The sequence below is a fragment of the Streptomyces sp. Inha503 genome (assembly GCF_047215865.1).
Classification (GTDB): Bacteria; Actinomycetota; Actinomycetes; order Streptomycetales; family Streptomycetaceae; genus Streptomyces; species Streptomyces lycopersici.
In genome coordinates, this window is the sequence record NZ_CP178360.1 from 1101208 (window position 1) to 1117749 (window position 16542).

Annotated in this window: 16 protein-coding genes; 8 read left to right on the top strand and 8 right to left on the bottom strand. The window is 70.3% G+C overall.

Annotated elements, in window-relative coordinates; all coding sequences use genetic code 11:
- Positions 1 to 2: 2 nt before the first annotated feature.
- The 5 genes from ACJX2R_RS05015 to ACJX2R_RS05035 all read right to left on the bottom strand — a co-directional run bounded on the left by ACJX2R_RS05015 (position 3) and on the right by ACJX2R_RS05035 (position 5351).
- On the bottom strand, positions 3 to 863 hold the full coding sequence (locus ACJX2R_RS05015) for a carbohydrate ABC transporter permease (RefSeq protein WP_044580054.1): 861 nt from the start codon (positions 861 to 863) through the stop codon (positions 3 to 5).
- On the bottom strand, positions 853 to 1806 hold the full coding sequence (locus ACJX2R_RS05020; RefSeq protein ID WP_413098962.1) for a carbohydrate ABC transporter permease: 954 nt from the start codon (positions 1804 to 1806) through the stop codon (positions 853 to 855). Before ACJX2R_RS05020 ends, ACJX2R_RS05015 begins: the two co-directional genes overlap by 11 nt.
- Positions 1807 to 1817: 11 nt before the next feature.
- Positions 1818 to 3131, bottom strand: a complete 1314-nt coding sequence (locus ACJX2R_RS05025; RefSeq protein WP_413098963.1) for an ABC transporter substrate-binding protein — start codon at positions 3129 to 3131, stop codon at positions 1818 to 1820.
- A gap of 38 nt (positions 3132 to 3169) precedes the next feature.
- Positions 3170 to 4300 carry a mandelate racemase/muconate lactonizing enzyme family protein gene (locus tag ACJX2R_RS05030; RefSeq protein ID WP_413098964.1) on the bottom strand — a complete coding sequence of 377 codons (1131 nt, stop codon included), beginning with the start codon at positions 4298 to 4300 and terminating at the stop codon, positions 3170 to 3172.
- A 64-nt stretch (positions 4301 to 4364) separates the two neighbouring features.
- On the bottom strand, positions 4365 to 5351 hold the full coding sequence (locus ACJX2R_RS05035; RefSeq protein ID WP_413098965.1) for a hydroxyacid dehydrogenase: 987 nt from the start codon (positions 5349 to 5351) through the stop codon (positions 4365 to 4367).
- A gap of 116 nt (positions 5352 to 5467) precedes the next feature.
- Between ACJX2R_RS05035 and ACJX2R_RS05040 the strand changes: the two genes are divergently transcribed.
- The 6 genes from ACJX2R_RS05040 to ACJX2R_RS05065 all read left to right on the top strand — a co-directional run bounded on the left by ACJX2R_RS05040 (position 5468) and on the right by ACJX2R_RS05065 (position 10010).
- On the top strand, positions 5468 to 6388 hold the full coding sequence (locus tag ACJX2R_RS05040) for a LysR substrate-binding domain-containing protein (RefSeq protein ID WP_413098966.1): 921 nt from the start codon (positions 5468 to 5470) through the stop codon (positions 6386 to 6388).
- 130 nt (positions 6389 to 6518) lie between these two features.
- On the top strand, positions 6519 to 7328 hold the full coding sequence (locus ACJX2R_RS05045; protein ID WP_413098967.1) for a DUF4142 domain-containing protein: 810 nt from the start codon (positions 6519 to 6521) through the stop codon (positions 7326 to 7328).
- 500 nt (positions 7329 to 7828) lie between these two features.
- Positions 7829 to 8251 (top strand): hypothetical protein, encoded by a 423-nt coding sequence (locus tag ACJX2R_RS05050; protein ID WP_413098968.1) that lies wholly within the window; start codon positions 7829 to 7831, stop codon positions 8249 to 8251.
- A complete protein-coding gene (locus ACJX2R_RS05055; protein ID WP_413098969.1) occupies positions 8248 to 9078 on the top strand; it encodes a transcriptional regulator in 831 nt (276 codons plus the stop codon). Before ACJX2R_RS05050 ends, ACJX2R_RS05055 begins: the two co-directional genes overlap by 4 nt.
- 37 nt (positions 9079 to 9115) lie before the next feature.
- Complete coding sequence (locus tag ACJX2R_RS05060; RefSeq protein ID WP_413098970.1) at positions 9116 to 9550, top strand: roadblock/LC7 domain-containing protein; 435 nt, start codon at positions 9116 to 9118, stop codon at positions 9548 to 9550.
- Positions 9551 to 9635: 85 nt separating this feature from the next.
- Positions 9636 to 10010 carry a hypothetical protein gene (locus tag ACJX2R_RS05065; protein WP_413098971.1) on the top strand — a complete coding sequence of 125 codons (375 nt, stop codon included), beginning with the start codon at positions 9636 to 9638 and terminating at the stop codon, positions 10008 to 10010.
- Between the two features lie 67 nt (positions 10011 to 10077).
- On the opposite strand, the gene ACJX2R_RS05070 is transcribed toward ACJX2R_RS05065, so the two are convergent.
- The 3 genes from ACJX2R_RS05070 to ACJX2R_RS05080 all read right to left on the bottom strand — a co-directional run bounded on the left by ACJX2R_RS05070 (position 10078) and on the right by ACJX2R_RS05080 (position 14156).
- Positions 10078 to 11406, bottom strand: coding sequence for an enolase C-terminal domain-like protein (locus ACJX2R_RS05070; RefSeq protein WP_413098972.1), 1329 nt, complete (start codon positions 11404 to 11406; stop codon positions 10078 to 10080).
- A gap of 53 nt (positions 11407 to 11459) precedes the next feature.
- On the bottom strand, positions 11460 to 12797 hold the full coding sequence (locus ACJX2R_RS05075) for a gluconate:H+ symporter (RefSeq protein ID WP_262698169.1): 1338 nt from the start codon (positions 12795 to 12797) through the stop codon (positions 11460 to 11462).
- A 180-nt stretch (positions 12798 to 12977) separates the two neighbouring features.
- Positions 12978 to 14156 carry an L-talarate/galactarate dehydratase gene (locus ACJX2R_RS05080; RefSeq protein ID WP_413098973.1) on the bottom strand — a complete coding sequence of 393 codons (1179 nt, stop codon included), beginning with the start codon at positions 14154 to 14156 and terminating at the stop codon, positions 12978 to 12980.
- Between the two features lie 152 nt (positions 14157 to 14308).
- Here ACJX2R_RS05080 and ACJX2R_RS05085 point away from each other — a divergent pair, with 152 nt between their 5' ends.
- Positions 14309 to 15211 carry a LysR substrate-binding domain-containing protein gene (locus tag ACJX2R_RS05085; RefSeq protein ID WP_413098974.1) on the top strand — a complete coding sequence of 301 codons (903 nt, stop codon included), beginning with the start codon at positions 14309 to 14311 and terminating at the stop codon, positions 15209 to 15211.
- A 5-nt stretch (positions 15212 to 15216) separates the two neighbouring features.
- A complete protein-coding gene (locus ACJX2R_RS05090; RefSeq protein ID WP_413098975.1) occupies positions 15217 to 16530 on the top strand; it encodes an MFS transporter in 1314 nt (437 codons plus the stop codon).
- The last annotated feature ends 12 nt before the right edge of the window (positions 16531 to 16542 follow it).

Here is a 16542-nt window from a genome sequence, read left to right on the forward strand (position 1 = left end):
TGTCAGCGGCCTCCGAGCCCGCTCATGGTGATGCCTTTGACGAACCAGCGCTGGGTGAGGAAGAAGAGCACGATGAGCGGCACGGTGGTGATGGCGGCGGCCATCAGCAGCAGGTTCCACTGGGTGCCGTTGGTGGACTGGAACACCTGGAGGCCGACCGCCGCGGTCCTGGTGGAGTCGCTGTTGGAGATCACCAGCGGCCAGAGCAGGTTGTTCCACTGGCTGATGAACTTGAACACCGCCAGGGTGGCGATGGCCGGGACGGCGAGCGGGACGATCACCCGGATGAACGTCTGCCAGCGGTTCGCGCCGTCGAGCCGGGCGGCCTCCTCGTAGTCGCGGGGCACGCCCAGGAAGAACTGGCGGAGCAGGAACACCCCCAGCGCGGTGAAGGCGTGCGGCAGGATCATCCCGGGCCAGGTGTCCACCCCGTGCAACTTCGCCACCAGGATGAACTGCGGGATCAGCGTGACCTGGGAGGGGATCATCAAGGTGGTCAGATAGACGCCGAACAGCACGCTCCGGCCCCGGAAGCGCAACCGGGCGAAGGCGTACGCGGCCAGCGCCGCGGTGACCGTCTCCAGCAGCGCCGTACCCCCTGCGAAGAAGACGGTGTTCAGCAGATAGCGGCCCAGCGGGACGAGGTCGAAGGCGCGGCCGATGTTCTCCGGATGCCAGCTGCCGGGCCAGAACGACGGCCGTGCCGCCATCGACTCGGCGTCGGACTGGAAGGCCACCAGCACCATCATCACGATGGGGGTGAGGGTGACCGCGGTGACCAGGAAACAGGTGAACACCAGCAGCCGCCGGGCCGCCACGGGCGAGCGGCGGAGGGCCGCGAGCGCGGGCACGTCAGATGTCATAGTGCACCAGCCTCCGCTGGAGCAGGAACTGCGCCGCGGTGATGACGACGATGAAGGCGAACAGCACCATCGATTGCGCGGCCGCGTAGCCCTGCTCGTAGTTCTGGAATCCGGTCCGGTAGATGTACATCACCAGCGTGGTGGTGCTGGATCCCGGCCCGCCGTCCGTCATCACCAGCGCCTGGTCGAAGACCTGGAAGGAGCCGATGATCGAGGTGACCACGGTGAAGAACACCGAGGGCGACAGCAGGGGGAGCGTCACCGAGCGGAAGGTCCGCCAGGGCGAGGCGCCGTCCACCCTGGCCGCCTCGTAGAGCTGCTGTGGAATGGCCTGGAGCCCGGCGAGGAAGATCACCATGCCGAAGCCGAAGCTCTTCCAGACGCTCATCAGGATGAGGGCGGGCATGGCCCAGTCGTCCGAGATCAGCCAGGCCGGGCCGTCGATTCCGAAGACGCCGAGCACCGCGTTGATCAGCCCGTCGTGCGGGATGTAGAGCCAGACCCAGACGAAGGCCACCGCCACGGTGATCGTCGCGTAGGGCAGCAGGAGCAGCGACCGGAACACCGCCATGCGCCGCAGCCCCTGGTTGAGCAGCAGCGCCAGGCCCAGGCTGACCAGCAGCGTCAGCGGCACACTGACGAAGGTGAAGTACGCGGTGTTGCCGAGCGCCGACCAGAAGGTGGTGTCCGGGCCGAGCCGGGCGAAGTTGTCCAGCCCGATGAAGTGGGGCGGGCTGAACAGGTTCCAGTCCAGCAGCGAGATCACCCCGGCCGCGACCACGGGACCGACGGTGAAGACCAGGAATCCGGCCAGGCTCGGCAGCAGGAACAGCCAGGCGGCGAGGGTCTCCGAGCCGTTCCGCCAGAACCGGTGGCGGCGCGGCGGGCCGCCCGGGGTACGCCGTGGGGCCGCGGTCCCCGCGGCGGGGGTTTCGACAGCCATCGTGATCCTCCTCAGGTGGCCTGGCGTACGGCGTCCCGGTGCTGGCGCATCAGGGCGTTCAGCCGTGGCATCACACCGTCGACCGCGTCGCGGACGCTCACCTGGCCGAGGAAGGCCCGGGGCAGATCCTGGCCCAGCAGCAGCCGGACGCGGTTCCAGTTGGTGGTGACGTTGAAGGGATGGCCGCCGGCGACCTCGCCCTTCAGGATCCGCTGGACGATGCCGAGGTTGGCGGGCGGCGGTTCGAAGGCGCTCGCGGCGGAGAGCCGCGCCGGGTTGTTGCGCCCGGCCCGTGCGTAGATGTCCAGCGCGCCCGTGCTGGTGAGGGTCTTCAGCAGCCGCCACGCCAGGTCGAGGTCGTCGTCCTCGACGCCCGAGGGGATGGCGAAGCTGGAGCCCGACACCCGTGGGGTGGATCCGGCCGGTCCCGCGGGGAAGGGCACGATGTCCCATGTGAAGGGGGCCTTGCGGACATTGAGCACCTGCCACGGGCCGTTCTGCATGAACGCCACGTTGCCCTGGAGGAAGTTGGCCAGGGCGGTGCCGGAGGCGTTCTGGGCGACCAGGTTGTCGATCGGCGGGGTGACCCGGTCCTTGACGAACAGATCGACCAGATAGTGGATCGCCTCCAGGGCCTCGGGGGCGTCCAGGGGACTGGTGGCACTGTCTCCGTCGACGACGTCACCGCCGGCGCAGTAGATCCAGGACACCAGGTCGTCGATGGTCGGGGCGCAGGTGAAACCGTACTGGTCCTTCGGCTTGCTCAGCTCGACGGCCAGCTCCCGGAAGGTGTCCCAGCTCATGGGCTCGGTCGGGGACGGCGGATCGACACCGTTCCGCTCCAGCAGTGTCCTGTTGTAGTAGAGCACGGTCGGTGCCACGTCGAAGCCGATCGCGTAGGTTCGCCCGGCGAACGAGGAGATGGACCGGATGGCCGGGTAGAAGTCGTCGAGGTCGAAGTCGGGGTCCGCGGCGATGAGATCGTCCAGCGGCCGGTGTGCGCCGCGTGAGGCGTAGGTGGGGATCAGCCAGCCGTTCAGTGCGGTGACCATACCGGCCGTTCCGCTGACGAGTTGCAAATCGAGTTTGGTGGGGTAACCGTCGGAGGGGGTGAGGGTCGAGGCCGATCTGATGTGCATGCGCCGCTCGACATAGCGTCCGAAGTCGGCCCAGACCCGGTTCTCCTCCGGGCTGCTGGACCACATGGACCAAGTGGCCGTGCCCGGCGGCGGACCGGAGGAGCAGCCGCTGAGGGCTCCCGTGGCGGCGAGCCCGCCGAGGGCCGCCCCCTTGAACAGGGCACGCCGGGAAAAGCTGGAAGACATCGTCGTCTCCTCGCTGCTGGGTCTGGGTGCGCGGATGTTCAGGACCAGGCCAGGTCCAGGGATTCGGCGCGGATGCGTTCCTCGTCGACCTCGACGCCGAGCCCGGGGCCGGAGGGGACGGTGGCGGTGGCCGCGACGATGTCGAGGTTCTCCACGTAGAGGTCGGCCAGCAGCTCCGGTCCGTTCAGTTCGGCGGGCAGGGCCAGTTCCAGCTGGCTGAAGAGGTGCAGCGCGGCCGCGAAGCCGATGCCGCAATCGGTCAGCCCGCTGGCCAGCACCTCCAGGCCGCCCGCCAGTGCGACCTGGGCGGTCTTCAGCGCATTGCGCAGTCCACCGGATTTGCAGATCTTGACGACCACCAGATCGGCGGCGTCCAAGCGCAGGGTGCGGGCCAGGTCCTGGGCGGTGAAGCTGCCCTCGTCGATGGCCACCGGCAGGCCGATCAGATCCCGCACCCGGCGCAGGGCGAGGGTGTCGGTGCCCGGTACGGGCTGCTCCACGCACGTCAGATGCGGCACCTCGCGCACCGCGTCCATCAGGCGGAGGAGGGCGGTCGGCCGGTAGGACTGGTTGGCGTCCAGCCAGAGGGGTTTGCCCGCGGCGACCTCCGCGACCGCGGTGATGGCCGCGGTGTCCGCCGCGGGATCGCCGCCGATCTTCACCTTGTAGGCGGTGTAGTCCGAGGACTGGCGGGCGTGTTCGCGGACGGCGGCGGGCTCGCCCACCCCGATGGCCGAGCAGAGCGGCACCGCGTCCCGGAGCTTGCCGCCCAGCAGGGCGTGGACCGGCAGCCCGGCCAGTTTGCCGGCCGCGTCGTGCAGGGCGATGTCCACCGCGGCGCGGGCGAACGGAAAGCCGTTGGACACCGATGGGCTCAGCAGGCGGCTGGCCCGGGTATGGAACAACTCCACGTCGAACGGGGTGAGTTCGAGGAGGATGGGGGCCAGATGGCGCTTGATGACGACGGCGATCGTCTCGGCGGTCTCATAGCTCCAGCTGGGCAGGGCGCGCTGTTCGCCCCAGCCGACCACCCCGTCCTCGGTGGTCAGCTTGACGAAGATGACCGAGCCCGCCTGATCGGGGGTGCCGACGGCGCCGCTGCCCAGCACGAACCGCCGGGCGAACGGCACGGCCACGGGGAAGACCTCGACCGCCGTGATACGCGACATGGTGAAGTGACTCCTGACATGAGGTCGATGGCGGACACGGCCGGGTGCGGAGCGCGGGGGCCGGTCAGGCGGCGATGGGCCAGGAGGCGGGGTCCACGAAGCTCGGACCGCGAACACCCTTGTCCAGCCAGTCGGCCACATCCGCCAGCACATATCCGGCCAGCGCCAGATGCCCGTCCACGGTGTCCCCGGCGATATGCGGGGTGAGCAGCAGATTCGGGCAGCTCAGTACGGACTCGCCGAGCTGCGGCGGCTCGGGGTCGAAGACGTCCAGCGCGGCGAACAGCCGCCCCGCCAGCACCTGTTCGAGCAGCGCGCCCTGGTCGACGGCCGGTCCCCGGGCGGAGTTGACGACCACGGCGTGGTCGGGGATCCGCTCGATGAGCCGGGCGCTCACCAGGCCCCGGGTGTCGGGGAGGTCGGGCACATGGACGGAGACGAACGGACAGCCGAGGGCCTCCTCCAGCGTGGCGGTCCGCACCCCCAGCGCGGCGGCCGACTCCTGGTCCAGATACGGGTCGTAGACCACCACCTCGCAGCGGAACGGCCGGAGCAGGGTGATCAGGGCGCGGGCCGTGGAGCTCGCACCGAGGACGCCCACCCGCCGTCCGGTGAGTTCACCGCCCCGGAATCCGCTCTGCTTCCAGCCGCCGGCGCGCATCGCGGTGTCGAACAACGGCAGCCTGCGGGCCAGGGTGAGCATCGCCGCCAGGCAGTACTCCCCCACGGACCAGGCGATCCGCCCGGCGGCCGAGAAGACCGCGACGCCCTGGTCGAGCACTTCGCGGTCGATGAGCTTCTTCACCGTCCCGGCGGCGTGGGCCACCACCCGCGGGCCATCGCCACCGGCCCAGATCGCCCGGTCCAGACGGGGTGTGCCCCAGCTGGTCAGCAGCACGTCGCTGCCGACGGCGAGCCGGGCCACCACGTCCGCGGTCAGCGGCTCAGCGGCCCAGCTCACCTCGTAACGTCTGGTCATCAGCCGCCTGGCCTCGGCGCTGATCACATCGGCGGCACGCTGGGGGGTCATGGCGACGGCGAGTCTGGACAACCTGGCTCCTCGGAGGGGATCGGCGCGGATCTGCCCTGCGGCGGTCGTCATGACCGTAGGGGCGCGCCGCCATGCCCGTCCAAGCCCACTTTCGCATCGCCCCATACCGTGAGGGCATGAACCTCTCCCTTCAGCAGCTCCGCGGCTTCGTGGCGGTGGCGGAGGAGCAGCACTTCGGCCGTGCCGCCGCCCGCCTCAACATGACCCAGCCCCCGCTGACCCGTCAGATCCAGGCGCTGGAACGCGCCCTGGACGTCGTCCTGTTCGAGCGCACCGGACGAGGCGCCCGGATCACCGCGGCGGGCCGGGTCTTCCTCGACCACTGCCACCGGGTGCTGGCGCTGCTGGACGCCGCGCCGACCGCCACGCGCCGCGCCGCCGAGGGCCGCACCGGCACCCTGCGGCTGGCCTTCACCGCGATCGGCGCGTACGCCATCCTGGCCGACGTGCTGGACCTGGTGAAGCGGCATCTCCCGGATGTCACCGTCGAGTTGACCGAACTGGTCAGCCCCGATCAGTTCACCGCCCTCTCGGAGCTGCGCATCGACCTGGGTCTGGTGCGGCCGCCCATCCCCGAGGGGTACGCCTCGCTCCTGGTCCACTCCGAGGATCTCGTCCTCGCGGTGCCCTCCGGCCATCCACTGGCCCATGACGACGATGACACCCCCGTCGCCCTGACCGACGTGGCCGACGACTACATCGGCTACAGCCCCGAGGGCTCCCGCTATCTGCACGACATCTGCGCCGCGATGATCGGCGTGGACCGCTACGCCGTCAGCCAGTTGACCTCCCAGGTCCCCACCATGCTCGCCCTGGTCCGCGCCGGCCTGGGCTGCGCCCTCATCCCCCGCTCGATCATGACCATGGGCGTCCACGGCGTGCGCTACCGCGAACTGGCCCCGGCCGACGCCCACTCCGTCACCCTCCACGCCTGCTGGAGCCCGGACAGCCCCAACCCGGCCCTCCAGCGGCTGGTGGATGTCCTCGGCCAGGAGCGCTCGGGAGGAGGCTGTGAGATAGGCCATATGCGGCGGTAAGTAACGGTCCAAAGATATATAAACAGCCGCCAGGCCATTGAGCAGAGGGCCTTCGTGATCCGTATTCGCCGGTGCAAGCACGGGCGGACACTGCTCCGCACAACGACCGGCGTCCCCGCCAGGAGGCTCTATGCGATCCCGGTACTTCGTGACAGGTACCTCCCTCCTCATAGGTTCCGTGGTGGTCACCCTCGGTGTGATCATGTCGCCCGTCCTGACGGGTGTGCAGCAGACGAACCAGACGAACCTGGCGAAGACGAGCTCGACGCAGTACGGACCGCTCACCGGAGCCGACCGGGACTTCGTGGTCAAGGTCCGGCTCGCCGGGCTGTGGGAGTACCCCGTCGGTGAGCTGGCCATCAAGAAGGGCACCACGGCGGCGGTGAAGACGGCCGGTGAACATCTGGTCGTGGGGCACGCGCAACTGGACGACGCCTCACGGGACATCGCCCCCAAACTCGGCATCACCCTGCCCAACAAGCCCACGCCGCAGCAACAGGGGTTCCTGGACACCCTGACGGCGGCCACGGGCAAGAACTTCGACGGCCAGATGGCCCAGATCCTGCGCATCACCCACGGCCAGATCTTCAGCTCCATCGCCAAGATCCGGGCGACCAGCAAGAACACCCTGGTGCGTCAGCTCGCCACCCAGGCCAACAACACGGTGCTGGACCACATCACGCAGATGGAGAACACCGGGATGGTCGACTACGAGCGGCTTCCCGCGCAGATCACCGCGACCCCGACCCAGGGCCCGAACTTCACCAAGCCGGTGATGCCCAAGCCCGGTGAGCCCATGGTCGTCCTGAAGAAGCCCGCCTCGCTCGAGGGCAAGGGTGAACCGCCCACGGCGTCCCCGCCCGCCCCGGTCGACGACGCGCCGGGCTCGTCGGCCTCCCCGACGACTCCGGGCGCCACCTCCTCCCCCGCCATTCCGTAACACACCGTCAGGAGAGCGCGGACAAGCCGGGTGAAACGCGGGCGGTTCTCGCCACACCGGCACCGTCAAATCACGCCACTCTGTGCGCCGCGGGGGTGCGAAAAGGCTCCGGGAGAGCCCGATGACCACCCCTGGCGGGCACCGCGCCGCGCCCCGGCTCCATGCGTATGCGTACTCGACCATCGCACGACCGTCTACTGACCCATCCGCCACGCCTGCAATAGGACGGTGGAATATGCGCCCGCCCACTTGTGGCCCGGTGGGCTCCGCACCCGCTAGGAATCGTCCAGAGGACCGATGACCGGCCCGGCACGGGCCCGGGCAGGGGCGCCCGGGACCTACGGGGCCGATGGGGCGGCGGACCCTACTACGCACCACCCGCTATTTCCGAGCATTACTGGATTTGACCCCCAATAGCTGAACCGTGCGTAACCTCACCGTCACTGGCGAAGCGCCACCGGTGGGCGCCCGCCATGGGTGACGCAGGGAGGGGAGGCCGCATGCCCGGAATCGACGAGTGCTTACTGGAAGCGATGACCGTGAACGGCGCGCGCGGAGCCGCCGTGATCGAGTGGACCAGCGGACTCGCGCTCGGCATGGTCGGCGAGGTGCGTGACGAGGACCCCGAGGCTACCGCGGCGGAGACGGCGGAGCTGGCCCGGATGGCCGCCGAGCAGCGGGCGTTCGCCGCGCTGGGCCCCGGGAGCGGCAAGAGCGGCGCCGACCCGGACGAGGCGGGCCGGGAGCCCGCCGTCGAGGACGTCATCGTCACCACCCATACCTGCTACCACCTGCTGCGCTTCGTCGACACGGCCTTCGACAGCGGCGTCTTCTTCTATCTGTGGCTCGACCGCCGGGAGGGCAATCTGGCACTCGCCCGGATCCGGCTGCGCGACCTGTGCGGGCGGCTGGCGCTGATATGAGCCTGCCGCACCGGACCGGGGCGCGGACCGGGCGCGCCCCCAGCCTCATCGGGCTCGCCGACGAGCGGGCCAGCGGCGCCCTGCTGTGCGACGCGGGCACGGTCTATCTCCGGGACGGCCAGGTGGTGCACGCCGAGAGCCCCGTGGCCCCCGGCATCGAGGTGCTGCTCACCACCGGTGGGCGGCTGACCGCCGACAGCTGGCGGGAGGCGGTGGGCCGGGCCACCGGCGGGGTCGGGCGGTTCCTCGTCGACAGCGGCCGGCTGTCGGGCGCTGAGCTGGAGATCTGCCATCTGGGCGCGCTGTTCGACGCGGCGTACTTCGCGCTGGGGCACGGCAGCGGCCCTCGCGGCTTCCAGCGGGGCGCGGCCCACTGGCTCGGGCCGGTGCGCCCGGTGGGCGCGGTGGCCGTCGAGCGCGAGACCCGGCGCCGGGGCGAGCTGCTGGCCGCCCTGTGGCCGTATCCGCAGGTGGACACGGAGCCGGTGGTGCCGCGCCGGCCGGATGGCCGCGCCCCGGCCGTCACCTCCCGTCAGCGCGCGGTGCTGGCGCTGGCCGACGGGGTCCGCACCCCCGCCCGTATCGCCCACGAGCTGGGCCGTCCCGCCTTCCACACGCTGATCGACATACGGCGGCTGGCGGCGGCGGGCCATGTCGCCACCCCACGCTCCGCACGTCCGGAACATCCGGGCCGCCCCGGCCCGCCCGCCGGTTCCGCCGCTTTCGCGCCACCCGCCCCGGCCCGCGGTTCCCGCGCGGTCGTCTTCACCGATCCCGATATCGACCTGCTGCGTCGGCTCCGCGACGCCTTGGAGGCAACCCTGTGATTCCCCCGACCGACCCGCCCGCCCCGTGCGCGGCGTCATGAGACTCACCCTGCGGCAGCGCACGGAGCGGAAGTGGCTGCTGGCCGCCGAGCCCGAAGTGCTGGAGGAGCTGCGCCGACTGCGGGCCCGGGTGACCCATGTGACCGGCGCTCTCGCCGCCACCAGCGACGGCGTGGTGCTGGCGCATGACACGGCCACCGTCGAGCCCGAGGGCGTGGCGGCGCTGACCGCCGCGGCCCTCGGGGTGGCGCAGTCGCTGGCGGGTGCCACCGGGCGGGGCTCCTTCCGCGAGCTGCTGGTACGCGGTGCGGACGGCTATGTGGCCACCTACGCCGCGGGGTCCACGGCCGTGCTGACCGTACTGGCCGGTGACCGCGCCAACGTCGGCCGCCTCCATATGGAGGCCCGGCGCTCGGGCGCCCGGCTCGCCGATCTGATGGGCGTCGCCCTCAGCAGGGCCGAGCAGCCCTGACCCCATGACCTCCCCCGCCCGGCGCGCACCCGGCGCGCCGAGCTCCGACCGCACATCAGTGACATCGAAAGGAACAGCCACGATCATGGCGAACACCCAGACCGCGCTCAAAGAGGCGATGACGTCCATCGAGGGCTCCCTCGGCGCCGCGCTGGTCGACTACTCCAGCGGGATGGCCCTCGGCACCGTGGGCGGAGGGAAGGAGCTCGACCTGACGGTGGCCGCGGCGGGCAACACCGATGTGGTGCGCGCCAAGGTGCGGACCATGGAGCAGCTCGGTCTCCAGGACACCATCGAGGACATCCTCATCACCCTCGGCAACCAGTACCACCTGATCCGGCTGCTGAAGGGCCGGGAGAGCCAGGGCCTCTTCCTCTATCTGGCGCTGGACAGGAACCGGGCCAATCTGGCGATGGCACGCCACCAGCTGCGCAAGATCGAGACCGAGCTGGAGGTCTGAGCCGTACGGCCCCGATCCGGGACCTGCGAATCCGGTGGGCCGGTCCGGCCCACCGGACGGCGGCACGCTAACGCACCAGGCAGGGGCGCTTGTTGTCGAAGGTCCAGCCCGGGATGAGATAGCGCATACCGACCGCGTCGTCCCGCGCCCCCAGCGCCTTCTCCTGGTAGAGGGCGTGGGCGGCGAGGAGCCGGTCGCGGTCGAGCCGGATCCCCAGCCCGGGGGCGTCCGGGATGGCGATCTCACCACCGGCGATCCGCGGCGGCTCGACGGTCAGCCGCTCCAGCCCCTCCTGCCAGATCCAGTGGGTGTCCAGGGCGTTGTACGCGCCCGGGGCGGCGGCTCCGCAGTGGGCCACCATCGCCAGGGAGATGTCGAAGTGGTTGTTGGAGTGGCAGCCCCAGGTCAGTCCCATCTCATGGCAGAGCTGGGCCACCCGTACCGACCCCTGCATGGTCCAGAAGTGGGGGTCGGCCAGCGGGATGGAGACGGACTGGAGCGCCAGCGCGTGGGTCATCTGCCGCCAGTCCGTGGCGATCATGTTGGTGGCCGTGGGCAGTCCGGTGGCGCGCCGGAACTCGGCCAGGATCTCCCGGCCGGAGTAGCCGTCCTCGGCGCCGCACGGGTCCTCGGCGTAGGCGAGCGTGCCGAGCAGCGGCCGGCACAGTTCGATCGCCTCGCGGAGCGACCAGGCGCCGTTGGGGTCGAGGGTGATACGGGCGTCGGGGAACCGCTCCTTGAGCGCCCGTACCGCCTTGACCTCCTCGTTTCCCTCCAGGACCCCGCCCTTGAGCTTGAAGTCCGCGAAGCCGTAGAGGTCGTAGGTGGCCTCGGCCTGACGGACGATCGCCTCGGGGGTCAGCGCCTCCTCGTGGCGGACCCGGTACCACTCGGCGTCGGCGTCGGGTTCCCGGACGTACTCCAGATCGGTCCGGTCGGGGTCGCCGACGTAGAACAGATAGCCCAGGACCCGTACCGAGTCGCGCTGCTGCCCGTCGCCCAGGAGCGCCGCGACGGGCACCTCCAGATGCTGCCCCAGCAGGTCCAGCATGGCCGACTCGACGGCGGTGACGGCGTGCACGGTGGTGCGCAGATCGAAGGTCTGGGTGCCCCGGCCCCCGGCGTCGCGGTCGCCGAACCGCTGCCCGATCTCGCGCAGCACCCGCTTGTAGTCGCCCACCCGCGCCCCGACGACGAGGGATTCGGCGTCCCGCAGCGTCTGGGTGATCTTCCGCCCGCCCGGCACCTCGCCCAGTCCGGTACGGCCCTCGGAGTCCTCGAGGACCACCACGTTGCGGGTGAAGTAGGGGCCGTGGGCGCCGGAGAGGTTCAGCTCCATGCTGTCCCGGCCGGCGACCGGGTAGACGGAGAACGAGGTGACGGTCGGCTGGCTCATCGTGGCGTCCTTGGGTCGGGGGCGGTCAGACGTTACGCGTCGGACCTCGAGTGTCAGACATTGAGTGCTTCGAGGGCGGCCTCGACGGCCAGCACGCCGCCGAGACCGAGTACCGCGAGCACGGTGGTGTAGGTGGTGCGCGCCTTGATGGCGTCGATGACGGAGAGGTTGAAGTACTCCTTGAACATCCAGAAGCCGGGGTCGTTCACATGGCTGAAGGCGATCGATCCGCAGGAGACGGCGAGGACCATCAGCTCGGGGTGGACTCCGCTGTTCTCCAGGAGCGGCTGCACCACACCGGCGGCGGTGACCACGGCGACCGTCGCGGATCCGAGCGCCACCCGCAGCACGACGGCGATGAGCCAGGCGAGGACGATCGGCGAGATGGACCAGTCGTCGGTGAGGTCCTTGATGTAGTCGGATATCCCGCCCTCGACCAGGACCTGCTTGAACGCGCCACCGGCCCCGATGACCAGCAGGATCATCGCCATCGCCTGCGCGGCGGAGTTGCAGGAGGCGCTGACCTCGGACAGGCTCCGGCCGATCCGCGGGCCGAACGCCCACACCGCCAGCAGCAGGGTCAGCAGCAGGGCGATCGGCGCGGATCCGATGAAGGTGATGAAGTGCAGGACCGGGCTGGAGCCGGAGACGGCCATGTCGGTCACCGCGGCGCCCGCGATCAGCACCACCGGGACCAGGGCCACCGACAGCGACCAGCCGAGGCCCGGCATCTCCTCCTCGGTGAAGGTGCGCTCGCTGACCAGGCCCTTGGGGATCTCGGGGTCCATCCGGCGGACGAACGGAAGGCGCGGCCACACCAGGGCGATCAGCGCACCGGCCGGAATGGCGATGAACAGCCCGTAGAACAGGGTCAGGCCGACGGAGGCGTGGAAGGTCGAGGCCACCGCGGTGGGTCCGGGGTGGGGCGGCAGGAAGCTGTGCATGGTGGACAGGGCGATGGACATCGGAAGGCCGACCCACAGCAGGTTCTTGCGGGTGACCCGGACGATGGTGAACGCCACCGGCACGATGATGACGAAGGCCACCTCGTAGAACATGGTCACGCCGATGAGCATGGCGGTGACCACCATCGCCACCTGGACCCAGCGCAGTCCGAAGGTGTCGATGAGGGTGTTGGCTATGCGCTGGGCCGCGCCGCAGTCGCCCATGACCCGGCCGACCATGGCGCCCAGACCGACGACGAGCATGGTGTCGCCGATCTGGCCCCCGACGCCCTCTCCGAGGACATCGGGGATCTTCTCCATCTCGACCCCCTGCACCAGCGCGACGCCGACGGCCACGAGGAGCAGGGCGATGAAGCCGTTGAGCTTCAGCTTGGTCATGAGGAACAGCAGGATCGCCACGCTGATTCCGACGACGACTAGAGGCATGTCTTCAGTTCCCCTTTGAACTGCGGGCGGTTGAGCCGGAGACTCGAACGGCTGCCAGACGGGCCAAGGAGTCCACGTACATGCACTCCGTCTATATATGCAGATGGAGGCTAGAGGGGTGAACACCGCCGGTCAATGGGTATGGCCATGGATCCCTGACCGGCGCGGCGCGAAACGGGCTTATCGGGCGCCGAACTCCGCCTTGGCGCCGGTCCAGGCACGGGCCTGTTCGCTGAGGGTGATGCCGAGGCCGGGCCGCGCGGACACCCGCATCCGGCCGTCGCGGATCTCCAGCCGCTCGTTGAACAGCGGCTCCAGCCAGTCGAAGTGCTCCACCCACGGCTCGGCCGGATAGGCGGCCGCGAGATGGAGGTGGATCTCCATCGCGAAGTGCGGGGCGAGCTGGAGATGGTGCTGCTCGGCGAGGGTGGCCAGCTTGAGGAACTGGGTGATGCCACCGATGCGCGGTGCGTCGGGCTGAATGATGTCCGCCGCGTTGTGGCGTATCAGCTCCCAGTGTTCGGCCACGCTGGCCAGCATCTCCCCGGTGGCCACGGAGGTGTCCAACGAGGCGGCGAGGGCCGCGTGGCCGGCCGCGTCATAGGCGTCCAGCGGCTCCTCGATCCAGACCAGGCCGAACTCCTCGAAGGCGCGCCCCATGCGCTGTGCGGTGGGCCGGTCCCACTGCTGGTTGGCGTCCACCATGAGCGGTACGTCATCGCCCAGGTGCTCCCGTACGGCGGTCAGCCGGCGCAGGTCCTCCTTGCCGTCCGGCTGGCCCACCTTGATCTTGATACCGCCGATTCCGCTCGCCAGGGAGGCCGTAGCGTTCTCCAGCAGCTGCTCGGTCGGTGTGTGCAGAAAGCCGCCGGAGGTGTTGTAGCAGCGGACGGTGTCGCGGTGTGCGCCGAGCAGCTTCGCCAGCGGCAGCCCGGCCCGCTTGGCCTTGAGGTCCCACAGGGCGATGTCGAAGGCCGCGATCGCCTGGGTGGACAGCCCGCTGCGGCCCACGGAGGCGCCGGCCCACACCAGTTTGGTCCAGATCCTGGCGATGTCGCTGGGGTCCTCGCCGAGGAGCGCGGGCGCGATCTCCTGGGCGTGGGCGAACTGGCCGGGCCCTCCGGCGCGCTTGGAGTAACTGAAGCCGATGCCCTCGTGGCCCTCCTCGGTGGCGAGTTCGACGAAGAGGAAGGCCACTTCCGTCATCGGCTTCTGGCGCCCGGTGAGCACCTTGGCGTCACTGATGGGAGTGGCCAGGGGAAGGACGACCGAGGACACTCGGATCCAGGAGACCCGGTCGAGGGTCGCCTCACCTGCCTGCTGCGCGGCGTGCGTTGCCGTATGCGATGTGGTCACCACGTGTTGTCCCTGTGTGTGGGGCCCGTATGCGGGGCGAGTGGATGTCGTCGGAACCGCCCCCGGGCGGCCGACGAGCTCCTTTGCAAGCTAAGGTCGCCAGACGATCTACGTCTAACTTAAAATTGGCATGCGTTGATACCGGGAGAGCATCGTTGTTCACGCTCATGCAACTCACCAGCTTTGTGACGGTCGCCGAGGAGCTGCATTTCACCCGGGCCGCGGAGCGGCTGAAGATGACCCAGCCGCCGCTGAGCCGCCAGATCCAGCTGCTGGAGACCGAATTGCGGGTCCAGTTGCTGGAGCGCACCAACCGCTCGGTGCGGCTCACCCCCGCGGGACGCGCCTTCCTCACCGAGGCCCGCCGCATCCTGCGCCAGTCCGAGCACGCCGTGCTCGCCGCCCAGCAGGTGGCCACGGGCGAGGCGGGGAGCATCGCCATCGGCTTCACGGCGGCCAGTGCCCACTCCGTACTCGGCACACTGCTGGAGATCGCCCGTGCGGCCATGCCGGGCGCGGAGATCACTCTGCGCGAGATGGTCACCCGTGACCAGCTGGAGGCCGTCACCGAGCAGAGCCTGGACCTGGGCCTGGTGCGGCCCTCGGTCACCGGCCCTGATCTGCGCTCCCGGCCCGCGGCCCGGGAGCGGCTGCTGGCCGCCCTGCCCACCGGGCATCCGCTGGCGGCGGGCGAAGGGCCGCTGAAGGTGGCCGACTTCGACGGGCAGGAGCTGCTGATGTACTCGCCCATCGAGGCGCGCTACTTCAACGAGCTGCTCATCAGCATCTTCCGCGCCGCACACGCCACCCCGGTCTTCTCCCAGTACCTGAGCCAGGTCCACACCATCCTGGCGCTGGTGAACGGCGGCTGGGGAGTGGCCCTGGTCCCGGAGACCGCCGCCCGGCCGCGCTACCCGAACACCGTCTTCAAATCGGTGGAGTTGACCACTCCGGAGCCGGTAGAACTCAACCTCGTGTGGCGCAAGAACAACGACAACCCGGCCCTGCACGCACTGCTCCGCCACGCGGCCGCCCTTCTCCCCGACCGAGGAGCCTGACCGGCGTGACTCCCAGAACATCCGGTGGCCTGCTGCGGCGCCACCACGACTTCCGGCTGCTGTGGTGCGGTGAGACCGCGGGGAAGTACGGTTCGGCCGTCACCGGTGTGGCGATGCCACTGATCGCCGTCTCCACGTTGCACGCGGACACCTTCGAGGTCGGTCTGCTGGCCGCCACCGCATGGGCCCCCTGGCTGCTCATCGGCCTTCCGGCGGGGGCGTGGGTGGACCGGCTGCCCAGAAGGCCGGTCATGATGGCCGCCGCGGGGGTCTCGCTGGTGCTGTTCGCGTCCGTCCCGGTGGCCGCCCGGTCCGGGCTGCTGAGCGTCGGGCTGCTGCTGGCCGTCGCCCTGCTGACGGGTACGGCGGCGGTGTTCTTCCAGACCGCCTACAGCGCGTATCTCGCCGGTCTCCTGGACCCCGCCGACCAGCCCGAGGGCAATGCCAAACTGCACGGCAGCGCGTCCGCCGCGCAGATCGCCGGCCAGGGTTCCGGCGGTCTGATCGCACAGCTGGCGGGCGCGGTGAACGGGATGTTCGTCAACGCCGTGACCTTTCTGGTCTCCCTTCTCTGCCTGACCGGCATCCGCTTCCGCGAACCGCGCGTCCCCCGGGCCGAGCGCCCGCCCCGGGCGCTGGCCCGCGAGGTGGCCGAGGGGCTGCGGCTGATCGCCGGCGACCGGTGGCTGCGCACCCTGACCCTCTTCGCGGCCGCGTCCAATCTGGCGCTGATGGGATACCAGTCGATCCAGGTTGTCTTCCTGGTCCGGACCGTCGGTCTGTCACCGGGGCTGGTCGGCGGCCTCGCCGCGGCCGTCAGCCTCGGAGGCGTCGCCGGGGCGTTCTGCGCCCGCCGCGTCGCCGCCCGGGTCGGCGACGCACGGGCGACGCTCCTGTTCGAAGTGGGGCTGGCCGTGGGCGCCCTGCTCATGCCGATGACCGTCGACGGGCCCGGGATGGTGCTGTTCGTGGCGGGCGGTGTCTGCGTCACCGCCGGTGTGGTGGGCGGCAATGTGATCAAGGCGAGCTTCCAGCAACGCTACTGCCCGCCGGAGCTCCTCGGCCGGCTCACCGCCACCTCGGCGTTCGTCAGCTATGGGACGCTGCCCCTCGGGGCCCTGCTCGGCGGTGCGCTCGGCACCGCGCTGGGCCCGCGCGCCGCCATGTGGATCACCACGGCGGGCATTCCGCTGGCCGGGCTGATCCTGCTCTTCTCCCCGATCCGGCGCTCCCGGGACCTCCCGGCGGCTCCCCGTGCCCGGCGCCACGATGCCGCACCGGGCCGGGAAACCGCCCGCGGTGAGGGCCCGTTGCCGTAGGGCTCGCGTCGC

Excerpts from the sequence above, each read along its gene's own strand:
- ACJX2R_RS05075 (WP_262698169.1), bottom strand. The coding sequence starts at position 12,797 with ATGCCTCTAGTCGTCGTCGGAATCAGCGTGGCGATCCTGCTGTTCCTC.
- ACJX2R_RS05025 (WP_413098963.1), bottom strand. The coding sequence starts at position 3,131 with ATGTCTTCCAGCTTTTCCCGGCGTGCCCTGTTCAAGGGGGCGGCCCTC.
- ACJX2R_RS05020 (WP_413098962.1), bottom strand. The coding sequence starts at position 1,806 with ATGGCTGTCGAAACCCCCGCCGCGGGGACCGCGGCCCCACGGCGTACC.
- ACJX2R_RS05040 (WP_413098966.1), top strand. The coding sequence starts at position 5,468 with ATGAACCTCTCCCTTCAGCAGCTCCGCGGCTTCGTGGCGGTGGCGGAG.
- ACJX2R_RS05070 (WP_413098972.1), bottom strand. The coding sequence starts at position 11,406 with ATGAGCCAGCCGACCGTCACCTCGTTCTCCGTCTACCCGGTCGCCGGC.
- ACJX2R_RS05030 (WP_413098964.1), bottom strand. The coding sequence starts at position 4,300 with ATGTCGCGTATCACGGCGGTCGAGGTCTTCCCCGTGGCCGTGCCGTTC.
- ACJX2R_RS05060 (WP_413098970.1), top strand. The coding sequence starts at position 9,116 with ATGAGACTCACCCTGCGGCAGCGCACGGAGCGGAAGTGGCTGCTGGCC.
- ACJX2R_RS05015 (WP_044580054.1), bottom strand. The coding sequence starts at position 863 with ATGACATCTGACGTGCCCGCGCTCGCGGCCCTCCGCCGCTCGCCCGTG.
- ACJX2R_RS05045 (WP_413098967.1), top strand. The coding sequence starts at position 6,519 with ATGCGATCCCGGTACTTCGTGACAGGTACCTCCCTCCTCATAGGTTCC.
- ACJX2R_RS05055 (WP_413098969.1), top strand. The coding sequence starts at position 8,248 with ATGAGCCTGCCGCACCGGACCGGGGCGCGGACCGGGCGCGCCCCCAGC.
- ACJX2R_RS05065 (WP_413098971.1), top strand. The coding sequence starts at position 9,636 with ATGGCGAACACCCAGACCGCGCTCAAAGAGGCGATGACGTCCATCGAG.
- ACJX2R_RS05050 (WP_413098968.1), top strand. The coding sequence starts at position 7,829 with ATGCCCGGAATCGACGAGTGCTTACTGGAAGCGATGACCGTGAACGGC.